This window comes from Cohaesibacter sp. ES.047, assembly GCF_900215505.1.
Lineage (GTDB): Bacteria > Pseudomonadota > Alphaproteobacteria > Rhizobiales > Cohaesibacteraceae > Cohaesibacter.
The window spans coordinates 3543794-3559184 of the sequence record NZ_LT907844.1 but is presented as its reverse complement, the minus strand read 5'-3'; the positions used below and the strand labels follow the sequence as shown (position 1 = coordinate 3559184).

14 protein-coding genes are annotated in these 15391 nt (G+C 56.6%); all 14 read right to left on the bottom strand.

Going from position 1 to position 15391, the window contains the following annotated elements; translation table 11 throughout:
- Nucleotides 1-105 precede the first annotated feature (105 nt).
- The 14 genes from argE to CPH65_RS16170 all read right to left on the bottom strand — a co-directional run bounded on the left by argE (nucleotide 106) and on the right by CPH65_RS16170 (nucleotide 15363).
- Nucleotides 106-1269 carry an acetylornithine deacetylase gene (argE, locus tag CPH65_RS16235; protein WP_096174842.1) on the bottom strand — a complete coding sequence of 388 codons (1164 nt, stop codon included), beginning with the start codon at nucleotides 1267-1269 and terminating at the stop codon, nucleotides 106-108.
- Nucleotides 1270-1389: 120 nt separating this feature from the next.
- Entirely contained in the window at nucleotides 1390-2583 is a 1194-nt protein-coding gene (doeA, locus tag CPH65_RS16230) for an ectoine hydrolase DoeA (RefSeq protein ID WP_244574653.1), read from the bottom strand.
- A gap of 46 nt (nucleotides 2584-2629) precedes the next feature.
- Entirely contained in the window at nucleotides 2630-3613 is a 984-nt protein-coding gene (eutC, locus tag CPH65_RS16225) for an ectoine utilization protein EutC (protein ID WP_096174841.1), read from the bottom strand.
- Nucleotides 3614-3622: 9 nt separating this feature from the next.
- Nucleotides 3623-4609 carry a hydroxyectoine utilization dehydratase EutB gene (gene eutB / locus CPH65_RS16220; RefSeq protein WP_096174840.1) on the bottom strand — a complete coding sequence of 329 codons (987 nt, stop codon included), beginning with the start codon at nucleotides 4607-4609 and terminating at the stop codon, nucleotides 3623-3625.
- A gap of 67 nt (nucleotides 4610-4676) precedes the next feature.
- Nucleotides 4677-5441, bottom strand: coding sequence for an aspartate/glutamate racemase family protein (locus CPH65_RS16215; protein ID WP_096174839.1), 765 nt, complete (start codon nucleotides 5439-5441; stop codon nucleotides 4677-4679).
- 48 nt (nucleotides 5442-5489) lie between these two features.
- Nucleotides 5490-5936 carry a universal stress protein gene (locus CPH65_RS16210; RefSeq protein WP_096174838.1) on the bottom strand — a complete coding sequence of 149 codons (447 nt, stop codon included), beginning with the start codon at nucleotides 5934-5936 and terminating at the stop codon, nucleotides 5490-5492.
- Nucleotides 5937-5954: 18 nt separating this feature from the next.
- The gene (locus CPH65_RS16205) at nucleotides 5955-7238 is read right to left on the bottom strand and encodes a TRAP transporter large permease (RefSeq protein WP_096174837.1); all 1284 of its coding nucleotides are present in this window, start codon (nucleotides 7236-7238) and stop codon (nucleotides 5955-5957) included.
- A gap of 9 nt (nucleotides 7239-7247) precedes the next feature.
- Nucleotides 7248-7817, bottom strand: coding sequence for a TRAP transporter small permease (locus CPH65_RS16200; RefSeq protein ID WP_096174836.1), 570 nt, complete (start codon nucleotides 7815-7817; stop codon nucleotides 7248-7250).
- A gap of 89 nt (nucleotides 7818-7906) precedes the next feature.
- On the bottom strand, nucleotides 7907-8938 hold the full coding sequence (dctP, locus tag CPH65_RS16195; protein ID WP_172891536.1) for a TRAP transporter substrate-binding protein DctP: 1032 nt from the start codon (nucleotides 8936-8938) through the stop codon (nucleotides 7907-7909).
- Nucleotides 8939-9205: 267 nt separating this feature from the next.
- Nucleotides 9206-10615 carry a PLP-dependent aminotransferase family protein gene (locus CPH65_RS16190; RefSeq protein WP_096174835.1) on the bottom strand — a complete coding sequence of 470 codons (1410 nt, stop codon included), beginning with the start codon at nucleotides 10613-10615 and terminating at the stop codon, nucleotides 9206-9208.
- Nucleotides 10616-10727: 112 nt separating this feature from the next.
- Nucleotides 10728-11507, bottom strand: coding sequence for a FadR/GntR family transcriptional regulator (locus CPH65_RS16185; RefSeq protein ID WP_096174834.1), 780 nt, complete (start codon nucleotides 11505-11507; stop codon nucleotides 10728-10730).
- A 1-nt stretch (nucleotide 11508) separates the two neighbouring features.
- On the bottom strand, nucleotides 11509-12489 hold the full coding sequence (locus CPH65_RS16180) for an ABC transporter ATP-binding protein (protein ID WP_096174833.1): 981 nt from the start codon (nucleotides 12487-12489) through the stop codon (nucleotides 11509-11511).
- On the bottom strand, nucleotides 12482-14419 hold the full coding sequence (locus CPH65_RS16175; RefSeq protein ID WP_096174832.1) for a dipeptide/oligopeptide/nickel ABC transporter permease/ATP-binding protein: 1938 nt from the start codon (nucleotides 14417-14419) through the stop codon (nucleotides 12482-12484). The genes CPH65_RS16180 and CPH65_RS16175 overlap by 8 nt, the downstream gene beginning before the upstream one ends.
- Nucleotides 14419-15363, bottom strand: coding sequence for an ABC transporter permease (locus CPH65_RS16170; RefSeq protein WP_096174831.1), 945 nt, complete (start codon nucleotides 15361-15363; stop codon nucleotides 14419-14421). Before CPH65_RS16170 ends, CPH65_RS16175 begins: the two co-directional genes overlap by 1 nt.
- Nucleotides 15364-15391: the final 28 nt, after the last annotated feature.

Sequence of the window (15391 nt, the reverse complement as noted above, 5' to 3'; positions counted from 1 at the left end):
GCCTCCAAAGATCGCCTCCAAATCAGACCAACCCTCTGCCATATCGACATGCGGCAGACGATTCATCTTTTCTTGTTGCAGCCATGAAGGACGCCGCGACAAAAGCTACTCCGACAGATGATCGGCAACCTGCTGCATAAAGGTCAAACAGTTCGATATTTCAGACAGTTCGATATATTCATCAGGCTTGTGGGCCTGCTCAATCGAGCCCGGACCGAAGACAATCGTCGAGATCCCGACGCGATCAAAATGGCCAGCATCTGTGCCGAAAGAGACGACTTCGCTGCTGTTCAAACCGGTGACCGAGCGAATGAACTGAACTGCCGGCGATGATTCATCTGCACTGAGGCCGGGCACGTCGGCCTCAACGGCGGTTTTCACCGATGCGTCGGGATAGACCGCGCGCATCAATGGCAGCAATTCGCTGTCGACGAAATATTGCAATTCGGCAAGGATCACCTGCCCGTCTTCACCGGGCATGGGGCGCAACTCCCAATCAAGCGCACAGGCGTTTGCCGTGATGTTTCGCGCCACACCGCCATTCAACGTGCCGATATTGAACGTCGTATAGGGCGGCTCAAAGGGAGAGTCATGATAGGGGGCAATGGAGCATCGATTGGCAATCTCGATGATCTTGTTGATGAAGCGGGCGGCAAATTCCACCGCATTCACTCCTTTGCGCGGGTCCGAAGCGTGAGCGGCAAACCCGGTGAATTCGGTGCGCAGCTCAAGGCCTGCCTTATGCCCGCTGACGAGGATCATGGTGGTTGGCTCGCCGACGATGGCAACGGCCGGTTTAGGGCCTCGCTCGATGATATCGTTGGCGAGGATTGGCGCACCGAAACCGCCAATTTCTTCGTCATAACAGAAAGATATGAGGATCGGCTTTTTGAGGTCAGCCGCCTGAAATCGGGGCACCATGGCAAGGGAGCAAGCCAGAAAGCCCTTCATGTCGACCGTGCCGCGTCCAATCAACCGGCCATCCCGTTCAATCATCTTGAAAGGATCCTGTGACCAGTCCTGCCCCAGTGTCGGCACGACATCTGTATGGCCATTGAACAGCACGCCGCCATCGACATTCGGGCCAATGACGGCGAACAGATTGGCCTTCTCACCCGTCTCGTCATGGGAGATCATCGGCTCAACGCCAAGTCCGATCAGATAGGACTTGATATAGTCGATCATATCGAGGTTTGGCTCGCCTGACAGGCTTTCGAAGCCGACGAGACGGGCCATGATCTCTTTTGTGGTTTCAACGAGCTGCTGCATTCAACTCTCCGCCGGCGTTCCTCTGAACGGCCATTTTCTTTATGGGGGCCTTTGCTCGGACCAATGAAGAAGGCATCCTGCCGGTGGCAGGAATGCTCTCCCCGATCCGTTGCGATGTGCTTATTCGATGACGACCAGCTCGCGCGGCACATTGGCCAGACACTCAGGCCCATTGGTGCCAATGGCAATGCTCTCGGTGATTTCGAGACCCCAGCCATCCTGCCAAAGACCGGTCATGAAGTGGAAGGTCATGCCTTCCTCCAGCTCCGTCCGGTCACCGGGGCGCAGGCTCATGGTGTGTTCGCCCCAATCGGGGGGATAGGCCAGACCGATCGGATAGCCCGTGCGGTTGTCCTTGACGATGCCGTATTTCTTCAAGACATCGAAAAAGGCATTGGCGATGTCTTCGCAGACGTTGCCGACTTTTGCCTGCTCCAATCCGGCTTCCATGCCTTCCAGCACTGCCTTCTCGGCATCAAGGAACTGCTGTGTCGGTTTGCCCATGAAGATCGTGCGCGACAGCGGGCAATGATAGCGGTGGTAGCTGCCTGCAATCTCGAAGAATGTGCCCTCTCCCAGAAGGAAGGGTTGCTCGTCCCATGTGAGATGGGGCGCTGACGCATCGGCCCCTGACGGGAGCAAAGGCACGATGGCGGCATAGTCTCCGCCAATGCCATCAACCCCGCGCAAGGAAGCATCATAAATCTCGGCGACCAGTTCGTTCTTGGGCATACCCGGCTTTGCGTGCTCGCGAATGCGCGCATGCATGGCTTCGACAATCCGGCCAGCCGTGCGCATCATGTCCAGCTCCGGCGCGGATTTGGCGGCGCGCTGCCAATGGACCAGCACGTTGCAGTCCTTGAAATTGGCGTTCGGCATATGCCTCAAGAGGGAACAATAGGCCGCGGCCGAGAAATAGTAATTGTCCATTTCAAGGCCGATGGAGGCAGAGCCAAAGCCTTTGTCGATGAGGATCTGGGACAGAAGATCCATCGGATGGCGCTCGGTCGACTGCACATAATGATCCGGATAATAAAGGATGTTGTCGTGATCGAGGAACGTCGTCAGCTTGGCACCATTGGCGTCCTGCGTGCGGCCAAACCACAGGGGCTGGCCTTCCATCGTGACGATCACGCACTGATGGACATAGAAGGACCAGCCGTCATACCCGGTCAGCCACGCCATGTTGGCTGGTTCGGTGCAGATCATCACATCCACACCCTTTTGCTGCATGGCCTTGCGGGTCTTGGCCAGTCGGCGATCATATTCCTGCGGGCTGAAGAATAGTCTCGGCTTCACGTTTTCCATTGTCATAGTCATTCCCTTCTCTTCAGGAACATTGTTATTGGGGTTTGTTTTTTTAGAAAGTCTGGCCTGCCTTCAAGTCGAGGGCACGTTCTCGGGCAAATGCTGCAATGGCGGTGTCCTGCACACCCATACCGGTTAGGTCACATATCGTGATGGAGGCCTCCACTTCACGGCCCGGTCTTGTGCCTGCCAGCACTTCGCTGAGTTCGGGAATAGAGGACGTATCCGAAAGGGTCTTCGCGGCAAGGGCGCTGCGCAATTCTCCCAGCTTTTCGGTCTGGCTGATGCGGTCGGCGACGTAGAGATCGGCACGAGCAAGACAGGCCGGATCCAGTTCATTCTTGTAATCAGCATCCGAGCCCATGGCGGTGATGTGCTGGCCGGGCTCCAACCAGTCCGCCATCAAGACCGGCTCTTGGGATGGTGTTGTCGTTACGATGATGTCCGATCCCTTGGCTGCCTCCTTACCATGCTCGGACGCCGTCACTTCAATGCCCAGTTCGGACGACAGGCTGGCGGCAAGCGCCTTGGCCTTGTCGAAGTTGCGGCCCCAGATGCGGGCCTTGGTGATCGGGCGCACCTTGCACAGAGCTTCAAGCTGCATGCGCGCCTGAAGGCCGGTGCCGTAAATGGCCGCTTTACTGGCATCCCGCCGCGACAGCGCTTGCGCGGCGACCGCACCGGCGCAGGCGGTTCTGAGGTCGGTGAGGTAGCCATTGTCCAAAAGAACGGCTTCTACGATACCCGTCTTGGCAGAAAACAGGACCATCAAGCCATTCAGACTGGGGAGGCCAAGTTTTGGATTGTCAAAGAAGCCGGGGCTGATCTTGACCGCAAAACTGTCAAGGCCGGGGACATAGGCAGTTTTGACGTCGACCTCGCCGTTTGCTTCGGCAATTTCCATGGACAAGATCGGAGGCATGATGACCTTTTTGGTCGCCAATGCGGTGATTGCCTTCTCGACACAAGCGATGCTCTCGAGATCTAGAGAGAGTGCTTTTTTCAGTTCCTGTTCGGACAGAATGAGAATGGACATGAATTCTTCCTAGAGTTCGACGTTTTCGCCGGAGATCAACCGGTGATGCATGGACATGTCGATGTTGCGACCAGAGAGGAGTGCAACACAGCGCCCGGGATTGTCGATCTTGCCAGCAAGCAAGGCTGCGATGCCGACAGCACCGGAGCCTTCGATGATTTCTTCTTCCCTCCAGTAGGCATGGCGGACACCTTCGGCGATTTCTGCCTCATTGAGCAGGATGGTCTCGTCAACAAGAGACTGTGTCATCGCAAAGGTGTAGCGGTTATCAAGGCCAATACCGCCACCCAACGAATCCGCCAGCGTCGGCAGTTCCTCAACCTGAACCGGCTTACCCGCATCAAGGCTGGCGTGCATTGCAGCGCCGCGTTCCATGGTGATGCCTACGACGCGGGTTTTTGGCGACAAGGCCTTGATCGCACAAGCCACGCCAGAGATAAGCCCGCCGCCGGACAATTGAACCAGAACGGTATCTATGTCGGCGAGGTCCTTGAGCATCTCCAGCCCCAGCGTCCCCTGCCCGGCGATGACATCTGGATGGTCGAAAGGAGGAATGGTAACCATGCCCTCCTCGCGCACCATCCGGTCCACCACCTCTTGGGCTTCATCCTGTGAGCGGCCATGAATGACGATTTCGGCCCCTTGGGCCTTGATGCCATCGAGCTTGTTTTGCGGCACCAGTTCGGACATGGCGATGACGCAGCGGACACCGGCCTGCCGCGCCGCATAGGCCAAACCGCGACCGTGGTTGCCAGTCGAAACAGCTGCGATGCCGCATTTTTTCTGATCATCGGTAAGCGACAGAACAGCGTTTGTCGCGCCACGCAGTTTGAAGGAGCCGGTGTGCTGGCGATGTTCGAACTTGAGGTGGATATTGCACCCAAGCCCATCTGACAGAGACTGTGACCGCTGCATCGGCGTTTGCAGAACAAGCGGCGCAATCCGGCGCTCTGCCCTGAGGATGTCGGCAACAGACACGGTTTCTTCAATTGGCATGCGACCATCCTTGGACTGTTTGCTGTCGGAGATGTGGCATCCCCCAAAAGCATGATCTGGAACGTTTTCAGAGCCTTTCGGGCAGTGTTTCAAACAATCGGCACGCGTTTCGGTCGGGCCGAGGCAGGCCCAGAAGACGACAAACGGACCAGACGGCCGCCTGATTGCTTGTGATGACCGGCTTGCCCAGTCTCATCTCCAATTCAGTGGCGACCTCAATGGATCTCAAAGCCGTGCAGGAGATAAACAGAGCATCGGCCTGTGGGTCATCAGCATTCTCGGCGGCCCGGATGAGGCTATCCGCATCAAGGCGCGCCATGTCTCGATCGTCTTCCAATCCGAGGCATGAATGCCGCTTCACAGCGATGTTGTGCGACTCGAAATAGGTTTCGAGCGGCTCGCTTGTGGCTGGCAGATAGGGCGTCAGAAGTGCGACGCTGCCGATCTTCAAATGCTCAAAGGCTTCCATTGCCGCCGACGTGGGCGTGATCACCCGGGCCTTGGGTTTGACCGCATGGATCGCCTCTTCAACCCGCTCATTGCCGATAACGAACGATGCAGCCGTGCAGCCATAATAGACGGCATCCAGATCTGATCCGGGCAGTATCTGCTCCGCCCTCTGGCCCAGTTTTGGCAGCATCGCCAGAAGGTTTTCTGGTGTTGTCGGATTGGCATACTCCACGCGATTGCAATAGACGCCGACCTTGTCATGCGGCATATGGCGCGCAAATTCGAGCTCGGTGGTGTGATCCGTCTCGAGCAGCAAAAGGCCGATCCGAAACGGCACCGGTCTGTCCCTATACGACAGTGCAATATCCAGCCTCTTTACCATGTCCGACTATCTCTTCTCACCTTGCGTTGCAAACCCGATGCTGCACAGCTAACGCACCACCATCACCGGGCAGTGGGCCATGCTCGTTACCTTGTGCGAGACACTCCCCAAAAGCAGCGCCTCAAGATCCCCATGTCCTCTCCCACCGATGATGATCAGATCGATGCGCCGATCTTCAGCGAACTTGATGATCGTTCGGGCGGTTGGACCGGACAGCACATGTGCGCCAACATTGACCGACCCCAGTTCGATTGCCCGATCCTTGGCGGCCTGTACAACTTCCCTCGCATAGGACGACAGGGCCTTGTCGATGCTTTCGGGAGCCGTTGGACGAACCATGGAAACCGAGGATTCCATCTGTCCCTGATGCCGATAGACATAGACGATGCGGATCTTCGTTGTCGGTCCGCACAGCTTTTGCAAGGCGATGGCCTTCTCCAATGCCATATAGGAACAGGGAGACCCGTCCATTGGCACCATGATATTTTCAAACATTGAGTAATCTCCTCCCCATCATCGGAACGCAATGTCGCGCAGGAACAGTGCAATCTGAGGAAAGGCGATCAGCAGCACGGATACCAGCAGCAGCATAAAAATGAACGGAGGCGTTCCCTTGATTACATCGAAGTACGGTCTTCTGAATATCGCCATCGCCGTGAATATGTCACACCCGAAGGGTGGCGTTGCGGAGCCAATCGCAACCTGCAGCGTGATGATCGTTCCGACCAGAACCGGATCAAGACCAACCGCTTTGACCACCGGGGCAAAGATCGGCACCAGGATCAGGATGACAACGATCGGGTCAACGAACATGCAGCCAACGAAGAAGGCGATAGAGATGACAACCAACACGCCAACCTGCCCCATCTCCGAAATCCCGATAGCCGCCAGAATATGCTGAGGGATCTGGGCGAACGAAATCACCCACGAAAAGGACGCGCCGGCAGCAACCAGAATGAACACCACAGCGGTGATCAATCCCGTCGATTTGGAGATTTCGAACAGGTCCTTGAAGCCGAGCGAACGGAAAACGATCATTTCAAGCACGACTGCATAGAAGACGCAAACGGCAGCGGCTTCTGTGGGCGAGAAGATCCCGCCATAGATGCCCCCGACGATGATGACCGGGAACCCGAGGGGCCAAATCGCATGCAGAACGGCGCTCAAACGCTCGTTCCAACTGGCGCGCGGCTCGGTCGGCACATCATTGATGTAGGCATAGATGATGCTGTAGCTTGCGAACATCAACAGGATGAGCACGCCGGGCCCGATACCGGCAATGAACAGCTCTGCGATGGAGGTGTTGGACACCACGCCGTAGATGATCATGCCGATGGACGGCGGGATCAGGAAGGCGATATCGCTGGAGTTGACGATCAGGGCCAGAACAAAGGAATCCTTGTATCCAGCCTTGAGCATTCTTGGCCGCAAGGGTGAGCCGACGGCAACCACGGTTGCCTGAGTGGAGCCGGAGACCGCACCGAACAGGGTGCAGGCGGTTGCTGTCGTGACAGCAAGCCCTCCCTTGACGTGACCAACGAAGCTCATGACCATGTCGATCAACCGACCGGCGGACTGGCCACGCGTCATGATATCCGCGGCAAGAATGAACATCGGCACAGCAATCAGCGATGCGGGCCGAATGCCCGCCATGAACTGCTGGACCATGAAGTCCATTTTGCTGATACCGCCAAACATTTCGTAAAAACCGATGGAAGCCCCGATCATCAGCGGGATCATCATCGGGAAGCCGACGAGCAGAAGCGCCAGCATGACGAGAAACATTACCAGTGCCATGGGACGCTCCTAAATCTCGTACTCGTCTTCAGAATAGCCCTCAAGCACCTGACTTGAGAGGTAGATATCCTTTGAGACGACATTCTTGATGGCAGTCAAAACATATTGCAGTCCGGTCAGCGACAACCCGATCGGCGCCCACAGATAGATCCAGTAGACAGGGATTTGCAAAGCGGGCAACACGCGTCCGGATTTGGCGACCGTCAGAATGTAGGAAATGGAAAAATAGGCCAGAGAGAACATGACCGCCGCCGTGACCAGCGCAATCACGATCATCATCACCTTGCGCGCTGGCGGCATCATCTTGTCAAAGATCGCCGACATTCGGATATGACGCCCATGCCGTGCGGCATAGGAGATGCCCGAGAAGGTGATCATGACGATGAGCAGACGATTGAGCTCTTCTGAGAAAAACAGGCTGTTTTGAAAAACAAAGCGGCCGATAACGTTGGCCACGGTATTTGTGGCCATCAAAATGACGCCCAGGGCCAGCAATGCTGCTTCAAGTCGCGCGATGGCGACATCAACGACCCCCAGCACGCCCGGCAGGGCGGTTTCCGGTTGATTGTCCTGCGACATATCACGCTCCCGACAGATGCGAAAACCAATGGTGGCGGAGCCGATCCAAGACTGACCCCGCCACCTGAAACATCAAGATGAAACCGCGCTTACTTGCTGACAGCTTCAAGATCGGCTTTCAGCTGGTCAAGGATTGCCTTGCCGCTTTCGCCGGTCATTTCGATGAACTTGTCTTCAACAACGGCTGCGGCTTTTTTGAACGGAGCACGCTGCTCTTCGCTCAGAACCGTCACAACCATGTCGGGTTTGGCTTTCTTGATCTTGTCGAGGGCTTCTTTCTCGAGACCCTTCTGGTAATCGAGGATATATTCAAACGCGGCGTCTGCAGCATCCTGAACCAGTTTCTTGTCTTCATCGCTCAGGCCATCATAGAAGTCCTTGTTGGCCATCACTGCGGTCGTGAAGTTGCTGTGGCCAGCATAGGTGATGGCATCGGTCACTTCGTAGAGCTTGGTGGATTCGATGAAGGATGTCGGGTTTTCCTGACCCTGAATGATGTTGGTCTGCAGCCCACCATAAACCTCACCCCATGGCAGCGGCGTCGGGGTCGCTCCGAAAGCCTTGTAGCTTTCGACCAGAAGCGGGTTGGTCATGACACGGAACTTGACCTCATTGAGGTCATCCGGACCCATGACCGGCTTTTTGGTGGTCATTGCCACTTCGCCTTCCGGGAACATCTTGAGCAGCTCAAGACCCTGATCGGCATAGAGCGATTTGAAGTCCTCGTTGATGGCTTTGGACGTGCGGAAGAATTCGTTCAGCTGCTCGGTGTCAGTCGGCAGCAGGTAAGGCACAAAGAAAACCTGTGCTTCAGGAATCAACGCACCGGTAAATCCGGGGGACTGGTCAACAAACTGAAGGATCCCGGCCTGGGTCTGCTCCATGGTGTCGGCGGATTCACCGAGCGTCCCATATGGGAAGATCTGGACTTCATGGTCCGAGTTCTTCTCGATCTCTTCCTTGAATTTGGTGGCATAGACACCCTGAACTTCGTTGATTGCCTCTTCAATGGCATATTTCCAGGTATCGGCCTGCGCCGCTGTTGGCAACAGAGACATGCTGGCAAGGACACCAGCTGCCGAAGTGGCCATCAGGACTTTGCGAACAAGTTTGGTTGTCATGTCTTCCCTCATTATAGAATGATCATTTTAGGTATTATTATTTTGGCAACACAATCAAACAGAGACAATTCAACGTCAAACAAAACATTAAATCATGACAATTTAAATCCAATCACATGAAAATATCTGCTTCAACTGTATGCAATTGAACAGAAAAGACGCAACTGCGGATCATTTGATAAGCATATGAACCCGTTGCCTTCTATCCGCGCCTTATTTCAGAGCAGAGACAGGCAAGGACATGAGAAGCCTCTCGGGACATAATGACTAGAAAAGCGGGAGTGGGGCCTCGGAACCGGCTCCGATCAGAGAGGCGATCACACGCAGAGCCGTGCTCAACTGCTCCTCTCGGCAAGGGCCAAGAGCAATCCGAACCGCGTTCATACGGATCGCATCGCCCTCGTTGGACTGGTCAGACATCATGAACGGCAGGCTTCCGGCGATGGCGACCTGATGACGTCTGGCTTGCGCGACGAAGTCTCCCTCCTGCCAGTTGGGCGGCAATGGGAGCCAGATATGGGGTGCATATTTATGGCTGTCATAGTCAACACCCGGCAGCAGCTTCGCGATCAGTTTCTGGCGCTTTTGCAAAGCATTGCCCTGCCAGTTGATCAGCTTATCCACGGTGCCGTCCTGCATCCACAAGGTGAGCAAATCCACGGCGAGCGGATTGGCCATCCAATTGGTAACAAGGTGGCGATTCTTGCCCACGACACGCATGGAGGGCGGGAGCACGAGGATGCCGGCCCTCAGACCGGGCATGATGGTCTTTGAGAAGGATGTCAGATAGAATACGCGATCCGGATCAAGCTGCCACAGCGTTGGCGGCGCGCCTTTGACCATGGTGCCGAGCACATCATTCTCAATGATGTGGACCTTGTTGCGGCGGGCAATTTCAAGGATTTCCTGCCGTCTCTCTAAGCTCATCACATGGGCGCGGGGATTACAAACGGTGGGCGAAATCACCAGTGCGCGAATGGATTGTTGGCTGCATATTTCCTCAAAGGCCTCGGGCAACAGTCCCATGCGATCCATTCTGGTGGCATGAATGCGCACACCCAGATATTCGCAAAGGGGCCGCAGAATATGAAAGCTCAGCTCCTCGACACAGATTGCAGATCCGGCCGGTGCTGCGCTCATCACGGCGGACAAAAGCGCAGGAACAGCGCCATTTGTGAAAATGAGACTCTTCCAGTCAACATCCATGCGATGCCCCTGCAGCCAGCGGCTGGCGACCTTCGCATGATCCCGAAAGGCTTCCTCCGGCCTGAAGGACTGCACCAGATCCCGGGTCAAATCATCGGACAATTTTACCAAACCCTTTTGCATCGCGTCATAATGCAAGCGATCCGTGACGGGCTTGAGCATGGAGAGATCGATCAGTTCTTCGTGCCGTGTCGGCAAGAACGGCATCGCCGCCTCCGATGAGGTATCCCTGATCCGAACGAACGTTCCGCGCCCCACTTCGCCAACCAGATAGCCAAGCCTGCAAAGCGCATCATAGGTGCGTGAAACAGTCTGAACCGAGATTTTCATCTGAAAGGCGAAATCCCGGTGCGTTGGCATCCTTTCGCCGGGACGCAATTCACCCGCATCAATCGCGTCGATGATGAGTCCCTGCAGCGTCTTGTAGACGGGGCGCTTCAATTTGTCTGGATCAGGAAACCACATTGTCATGATTATTGCTTATCAGGACAATTTACACCTTTCAAGCAATTTGCCCTCTTGCTTGACCTAATAGAGGGTGCGATCGCAGCTCGGGTCCAGCCTTTACAATCCCAGACAGTGATTACCGCCGCAACATAACCGCGCGCTTGATCATGAAACTCTCTGCCTCGATCATGTGATCACGCATCAGGGTGCGCGCGATCTGAACTTCCCCAGCTTTCAAGGCTCTGAGCAGACGAACCTGATAGTTGAGGCCGGTATCCCGCATCGCCCATGGTGTCGGTTCGGAATAGATCGCCCGGCATTCGGTCTTGTCACGCAAGAGACTGAGCAGAAAGTTGCAAACGAACCCCAAAAGCTGATTGGGACTGGACCGGGCCAAGCAGGTATGAAAGTCCAACTCTGCCAGGCGTTGCCGATATTCCTCATCCGCAGATGTCGGCTCATCCTCATAGAGATGGATACAGGATTGCAGCTCGCTGATCTGGTCTTTCGATAAACTGCCCGCAAGTCCGGCCGCCAACTCAGGCTCAAGCACTTTGCGCAAGGCATAGATGTCAGGGATGGAGGGTGGATTTGACAGAAACAGGTTGTCGAGCAGACGAATGGCATCATCCTGTTCGATCGTCGAGACAAACAACCCTCCCCCCGGACCGGTCTTGCTCGTGATGAGTCCCTGAAACTCTAGGATTTTCAAGGCTTCACGGATTGTACCGCGTGAAACATGGAGTTCTTCCGGCGACACCCATTCCGAAGGGATGCGCTCACCAACCGTCAGACCGGCTGTCACGATCCGATCACGGACATGATCCGCAATGATGTCAGGTCGCTTGCGGCGTTTCGAGTAGGCCGTTTTGTACAGAGGGGCTGAACGCTCCTCAGGATTGTTGTCTGGGGTCATGTCATGTGCGCGGAAGGGGGTTATAACAAGCACTGAGGTGATCCGCTTTTGCACCATCATCGTCAAGGATCGGCGGGCTCGTTTTGCACAGCTCCTGACGTCTGTCACAACGGGCATAAAAGGCGCACCCCTTTGGCGGATTGTAAGGGTCCGGCAGTTCGGTGTCGGCGTCTTCGGACGCTTGCGATTTGCGCCCCGGCACCGGAGCGGATTGCAGCAGGAGCTGCGTGTAGGGATGACGAGGATTGGCAAAGACCTCTGCGGCAGTGCCGAGTTCGACCAACCGGCCGAAATACATCACTGCCACGCGATCGCTGATACTCTCGACCACGGAAAGATCATGGCTGATGAAGATGTAGGTCAACTCGAACCGATCCTTGAGGTCATCAAGGATGTTGAGCACCTGAGCCTGCACCGAGACATCAAGTGCAGAGACCGGTTCATCAAGCACGATCAGATCCGGATCGGCAGCCAGCGCGCGCGCAATGCCAATCCTCTGGGCTTGCCCGCCCGAGAATTCGTGGGGATAGCGATCAAGAAACTCAGGCGCAAGGTTGACCGCTTCCATCAGTTCCAGAAGGCGCTTTTCTCTTGCCTCACCATTCAGGCCAAGAAGCTTGATCAGCGGCGCTTCAAGGATGGCGCGAATCCGCTTGCGCGGGTTGAGAGAGGCGACAGGATCCTGAAACACATATTGCACCTTGCGCGCCAATGCCCTGTGGTCGCTCTTGGCCTCTGCCACCAGATCCTTGCCATCAAGAGTGATGGTGCCTTCAGTCGGAATATCGAGGCCAACGACAAGGCGCGCGAGGGTCGACTTGCCACAGCCGGATTCACCGACCACCCCCAGCGTTTCACCCTTTTTGACATCAACGGAGACGGATTGCACCGCGTGGACGGCAGGCAGCGGCTTGCCCAACAGGGTCTTGCCGCCACCAAACAGGCGACTTGCGCCCGCGATATCGAGAAGCACGTCAGACATCCGCCCCTCCTTTGGAAACAGGATGAAGACAGCGCACGGCGCGGCCCTCGCCATGGCTGGTCAGTTCAATGTCGCCCTTGCGGCAATCATCTCGTACGGATGGGCAACGATCTGCAAAGGCGCAGCCGTCTGGCAGATTGTTGACGACCGGCGGGCGCCCGCTGATGGCATCAAGCCGCCGGTTTGGCTCGCCCAGCACAGGGACACAGGCGATCAGCTTGGCGGTATAGGGATGGGCAGGATTGGCGAGAATTTCTTCGGTTCTGCCGGTTTCAACGATCTTGCCACCATACATCACAGCCACCCGGTCGCACATGTTGGAGACCACGCCGAAGTCGTGCGTAATGAACAGGATGCCTACATCACGCTCCTCGCGAAGCTTGTTGAGCAAAGCCAGCACCTGCGCCTGCACAGTCACATCGAGCGCGGTGGTCGGTTCATCAGCGATGATCAACTTGACGTCATTGGCGAGCGCCATGGCGATGCACACCCTTTGGCGCATGCCGCCGGACAGTTCGTGCGGGAAGGCCTTCAAGCGCTCGGACGGGTTGGGAATGCGGACAATGGAGAGAAGATCCTCGGCTTTCTTGTAGGCGTCCGCCTTGCTGAGGGGCTGGTGCGCCTGAATGGCTTCGATCAGCTGATCCCCGACGGTGAAGAGAGGATGGAGCGTTGAGAGCGGATCCTGAAAGACATGGCTGACAGCGAGACCGCGTAAGGCGCGGATTTCTTCATCGCTCTTGGCAAACAGATCCTCGCCTTCAAGCAGAGCCGCGCCGCCAACGATGCGCCCCGGAGGAGTTGGCACCAAGCCCATGATCGACATGGCCGTCACAGATTTGCCCGACCCGGACTCGCCGACGAGACCAAGGCACTCACCCTGCTTGACCGTCAGATCGACACCGCCGACAGCCTTGTAGACATCGTCGCCGATACGAAATTCGGTGCGCAGGCCTTCCATATCAAGCGTCACATCATCAATCGGCGTGATATCAGGCACTGCGTCGCGTTCAACGGCGGTGCGCATGCCCGGACGGGCCAGAGCGCCAGACTTGAGGCGCGGGTCGAGCACATCACGCACGCCATCGCCCAGAAGATTGATGCTCATGACCAGTGCAAAGATCATGACGCCAGGAATGATCGAGACATGGGGCGCGGTGAAGAGGATCTTGCGGCCATCCCCCAGCATCGAGCCAAGATCGGCCTGTGGTGGCTGAGCCCCGAGACCGAGGAAGGACAGACCGGCGGTCTCAAGGATCATCCAGCCGATGGTGGTCGACATGGTGATGATGATCACCGGCAACACGTTGGGCAGAACCTCGCCAAACAGGATGCTGGCGTTGGACTTGCCAGACAGGCGGGCCGCTTGCACGAACTCGCGGCGAGACAGACCAACCGTGATGCCGCGAATGTTGCGGGCAAAGAAGGGAATGTTGACCACAGCGATGGCGTAAAGCGCATTGAGCAAGCCCGGCCCGAGCGCGGCGACGATGGCCAGCGCCAGAAGGATATAGGGAAAGGCCATGATCATGTCGATGCCGCGCATCAGCCAGTTGTCCACCCGTCCGCCCGCATAGCCAGCCACAAGGCCGATGAGCGAGCCGATGAAGGCGGCGATGAGGGTCGCGGATATGCCCACAGCGAGGCTGACCCGCGTGCCCCAGATGAGACGGGAGAGGATATCGCGCCCAAGGGCATCGGTGCCCAACAGGTGCCCGTCGGCGAAGATCGGCTGCAGCCGGTTGGCCGGTTCGGTAATATCGGGATTGACCAGAGGCAGCAGCGGCGCAAGCAAGGCAATCACAATGACGAAGCCAAGGACAATAAGGCCAGCGGTTGCGAGGCTGTTGTTGAAGAGCAGGCGCAAGGTGCTGGGGCGCCCTCCCCGCTTTTTGCTCTTGACGGGGGTTTCAGCGGTCGTATCAGCCATCAGCGCAACCTCGGATCAAGCATGGACTGGATGACATCGACAACCAGATTGAACAGCACATAGGCACTGGCAACAACGAGAACGCCCCCTTGCACCAGCAAAAGGTCGCGTGTCGAGATGGCCTTGACCAACATCGAACCGATGCCCGGCCACTGGAAGACGGTTTCGATATAAACTGCGCCACCCAGCACAAACCCGGCCTGAATGCCGATGACGGGAATGACACTGACCAAAGCGGCCTTGAACGCATGAAGATAGATCACGCGGCGCTCGCTGATGCCCTTGGCGCGGGCGGTTCGGATATAGTCCTGCCGCAGGATCTCAAGCATTGAGGTCCGCGTCAGGCGGGCGATCACGCCAGTGGCGACCACGGCGAGCGTCAGAGCGGGCATGGTCAGGTGATGCAATAAGTCGGGCAGATCACCACCACCATAGATCGCATACATGCCGCTGGCTGGAAAGAGACGCCACTTGACGGCGAAGGTAAAGATAAGCAGCAGGCCGAGCCAGAATGACGGCATGGAGATGCCGATCAGAACGACAAAGGTAACGATCTTGTCTGCCCAGCCATATTGGCGGACGGCAGAGACTATCCCGGCCAGCAGGCCGAAGACAGAACAGAGCAACAGCGCGGGACCAGCAAGAATGAGCGTAGCGGAAAAGCGCTCGAGCACTTCATCGAGCACGGGGCGGTTGAGCGTATAGGAACGACCGAAATCGCCTTGCAGCATGTTGCCAAGCCAGATGAAATATTGCTGTACAAGCGGCTTGTCGAGACCAAGGTCCTGATTGAGCTTGGCCACATTTTCGGGCGTGGCAAAGGACCCCAGAATGGCAAGCGCCGGATCGCCGGGGATCATCGCCATGATGACGAATACGATAATCGACAGTCCAAACAGGACCGGAATGGCAGCTAAAAGCCGTTTCAGGACATAAGCGCCCATGCGGCGACCTCCATCTCACTCGGGTGGT

What these genes read in the sequence shown, in the direction of transcription:
- argE (WP_096174842.1), bottom strand. Translation starts at nt 1,269, where the DNA reads ATGCAGCAGCTCGTTGAAACCACAAAAGAGATCATGGCCCGTCTCGTC.
- doeA (WP_244574653.1), bottom strand. Translation starts at nt 2,583, where the DNA reads ATGACAATGGAAAACGTGAAGCCGAGACTATTCTTCAGCCCGCAGGAA.
- eutC (WP_096174841.1), bottom strand. Translation starts at nt 3,613, where the DNA reads ATGTCCATTCTCATTCTGTCCGAACAGGAACTGAAAAAAGCACTCTCT.
- eutB (WP_096174840.1), bottom strand. Translation starts at nt 4,609, where the DNA reads ATGCCAATTGAAGAAACCGTGTCTGTTGCCGACATCCTCAGGGCAGAG.
- CPH65_RS16215 (WP_096174839.1), bottom strand. Translation starts at nt 5,441, where the DNA reads ATGGTAAAGAGGCTGGATATTGCACTGTCGTATAGGGACAGACCGGTG.
- CPH65_RS16210 (WP_096174838.1), bottom strand. Translation starts at nt 5,936, where the DNA reads ATGTTTGAAAATATCATGGTGCCAATGGACGGGTCTCCCTGTTCCTAT.
- CPH65_RS16205 (WP_096174837.1), bottom strand. Translation starts at nt 7,238, where the DNA reads ATGGCACTGGTAATGTTTCTCGTCATGCTGGCGCTTCTGCTCGTCGGC.
- CPH65_RS16200 (WP_096174836.1), bottom strand. Translation starts at nt 7,817, where the DNA reads ATGTCGCAGGACAATCAACCGGAAACCGCCCTGCCGGGCGTGCTGGGG.
- dctP (WP_172891536.1), bottom strand. Translation starts at nt 8,938, where the DNA reads ATGACAACCAAACTTGTTCGCAAAGTCCTGATGGCCACTTCGGCAGCT.
- CPH65_RS16190 (WP_096174835.1), bottom strand. Translation starts at nt 10,615, where the DNA reads ATGACAATGTGGTTTCCTGATCCAGACAAATTGAAGCGCCCCGTCTAC.
- CPH65_RS16185 (WP_096174834.1), bottom strand. Translation starts at nt 11,507, where the DNA reads ATGACCCCAGACAACAATCCTGAGGAGCGTTCAGCCCCTCTGTACAAA.
- CPH65_RS16180 (WP_096174833.1), bottom strand. Translation starts at nt 12,489, where the DNA reads ATGTCTGACGTGCTTCTCGATATCGCGGGCGCAAGTCGCCTGTTTGGT.
- CPH65_RS16175 (WP_096174832.1), bottom strand. Translation starts at nt 14,419, where the DNA reads ATGGCTGATACGACCGCTGAAACCCCCGTCAAGAGCAAAAAGCGGGGA.
- CPH65_RS16170 (WP_096174831.1), bottom strand. Translation starts at nt 15,363, where the DNA reads ATGGGCGCTTATGTCCTGAAACGGCTTTTAGCTGCCATTCCGGTCCTG.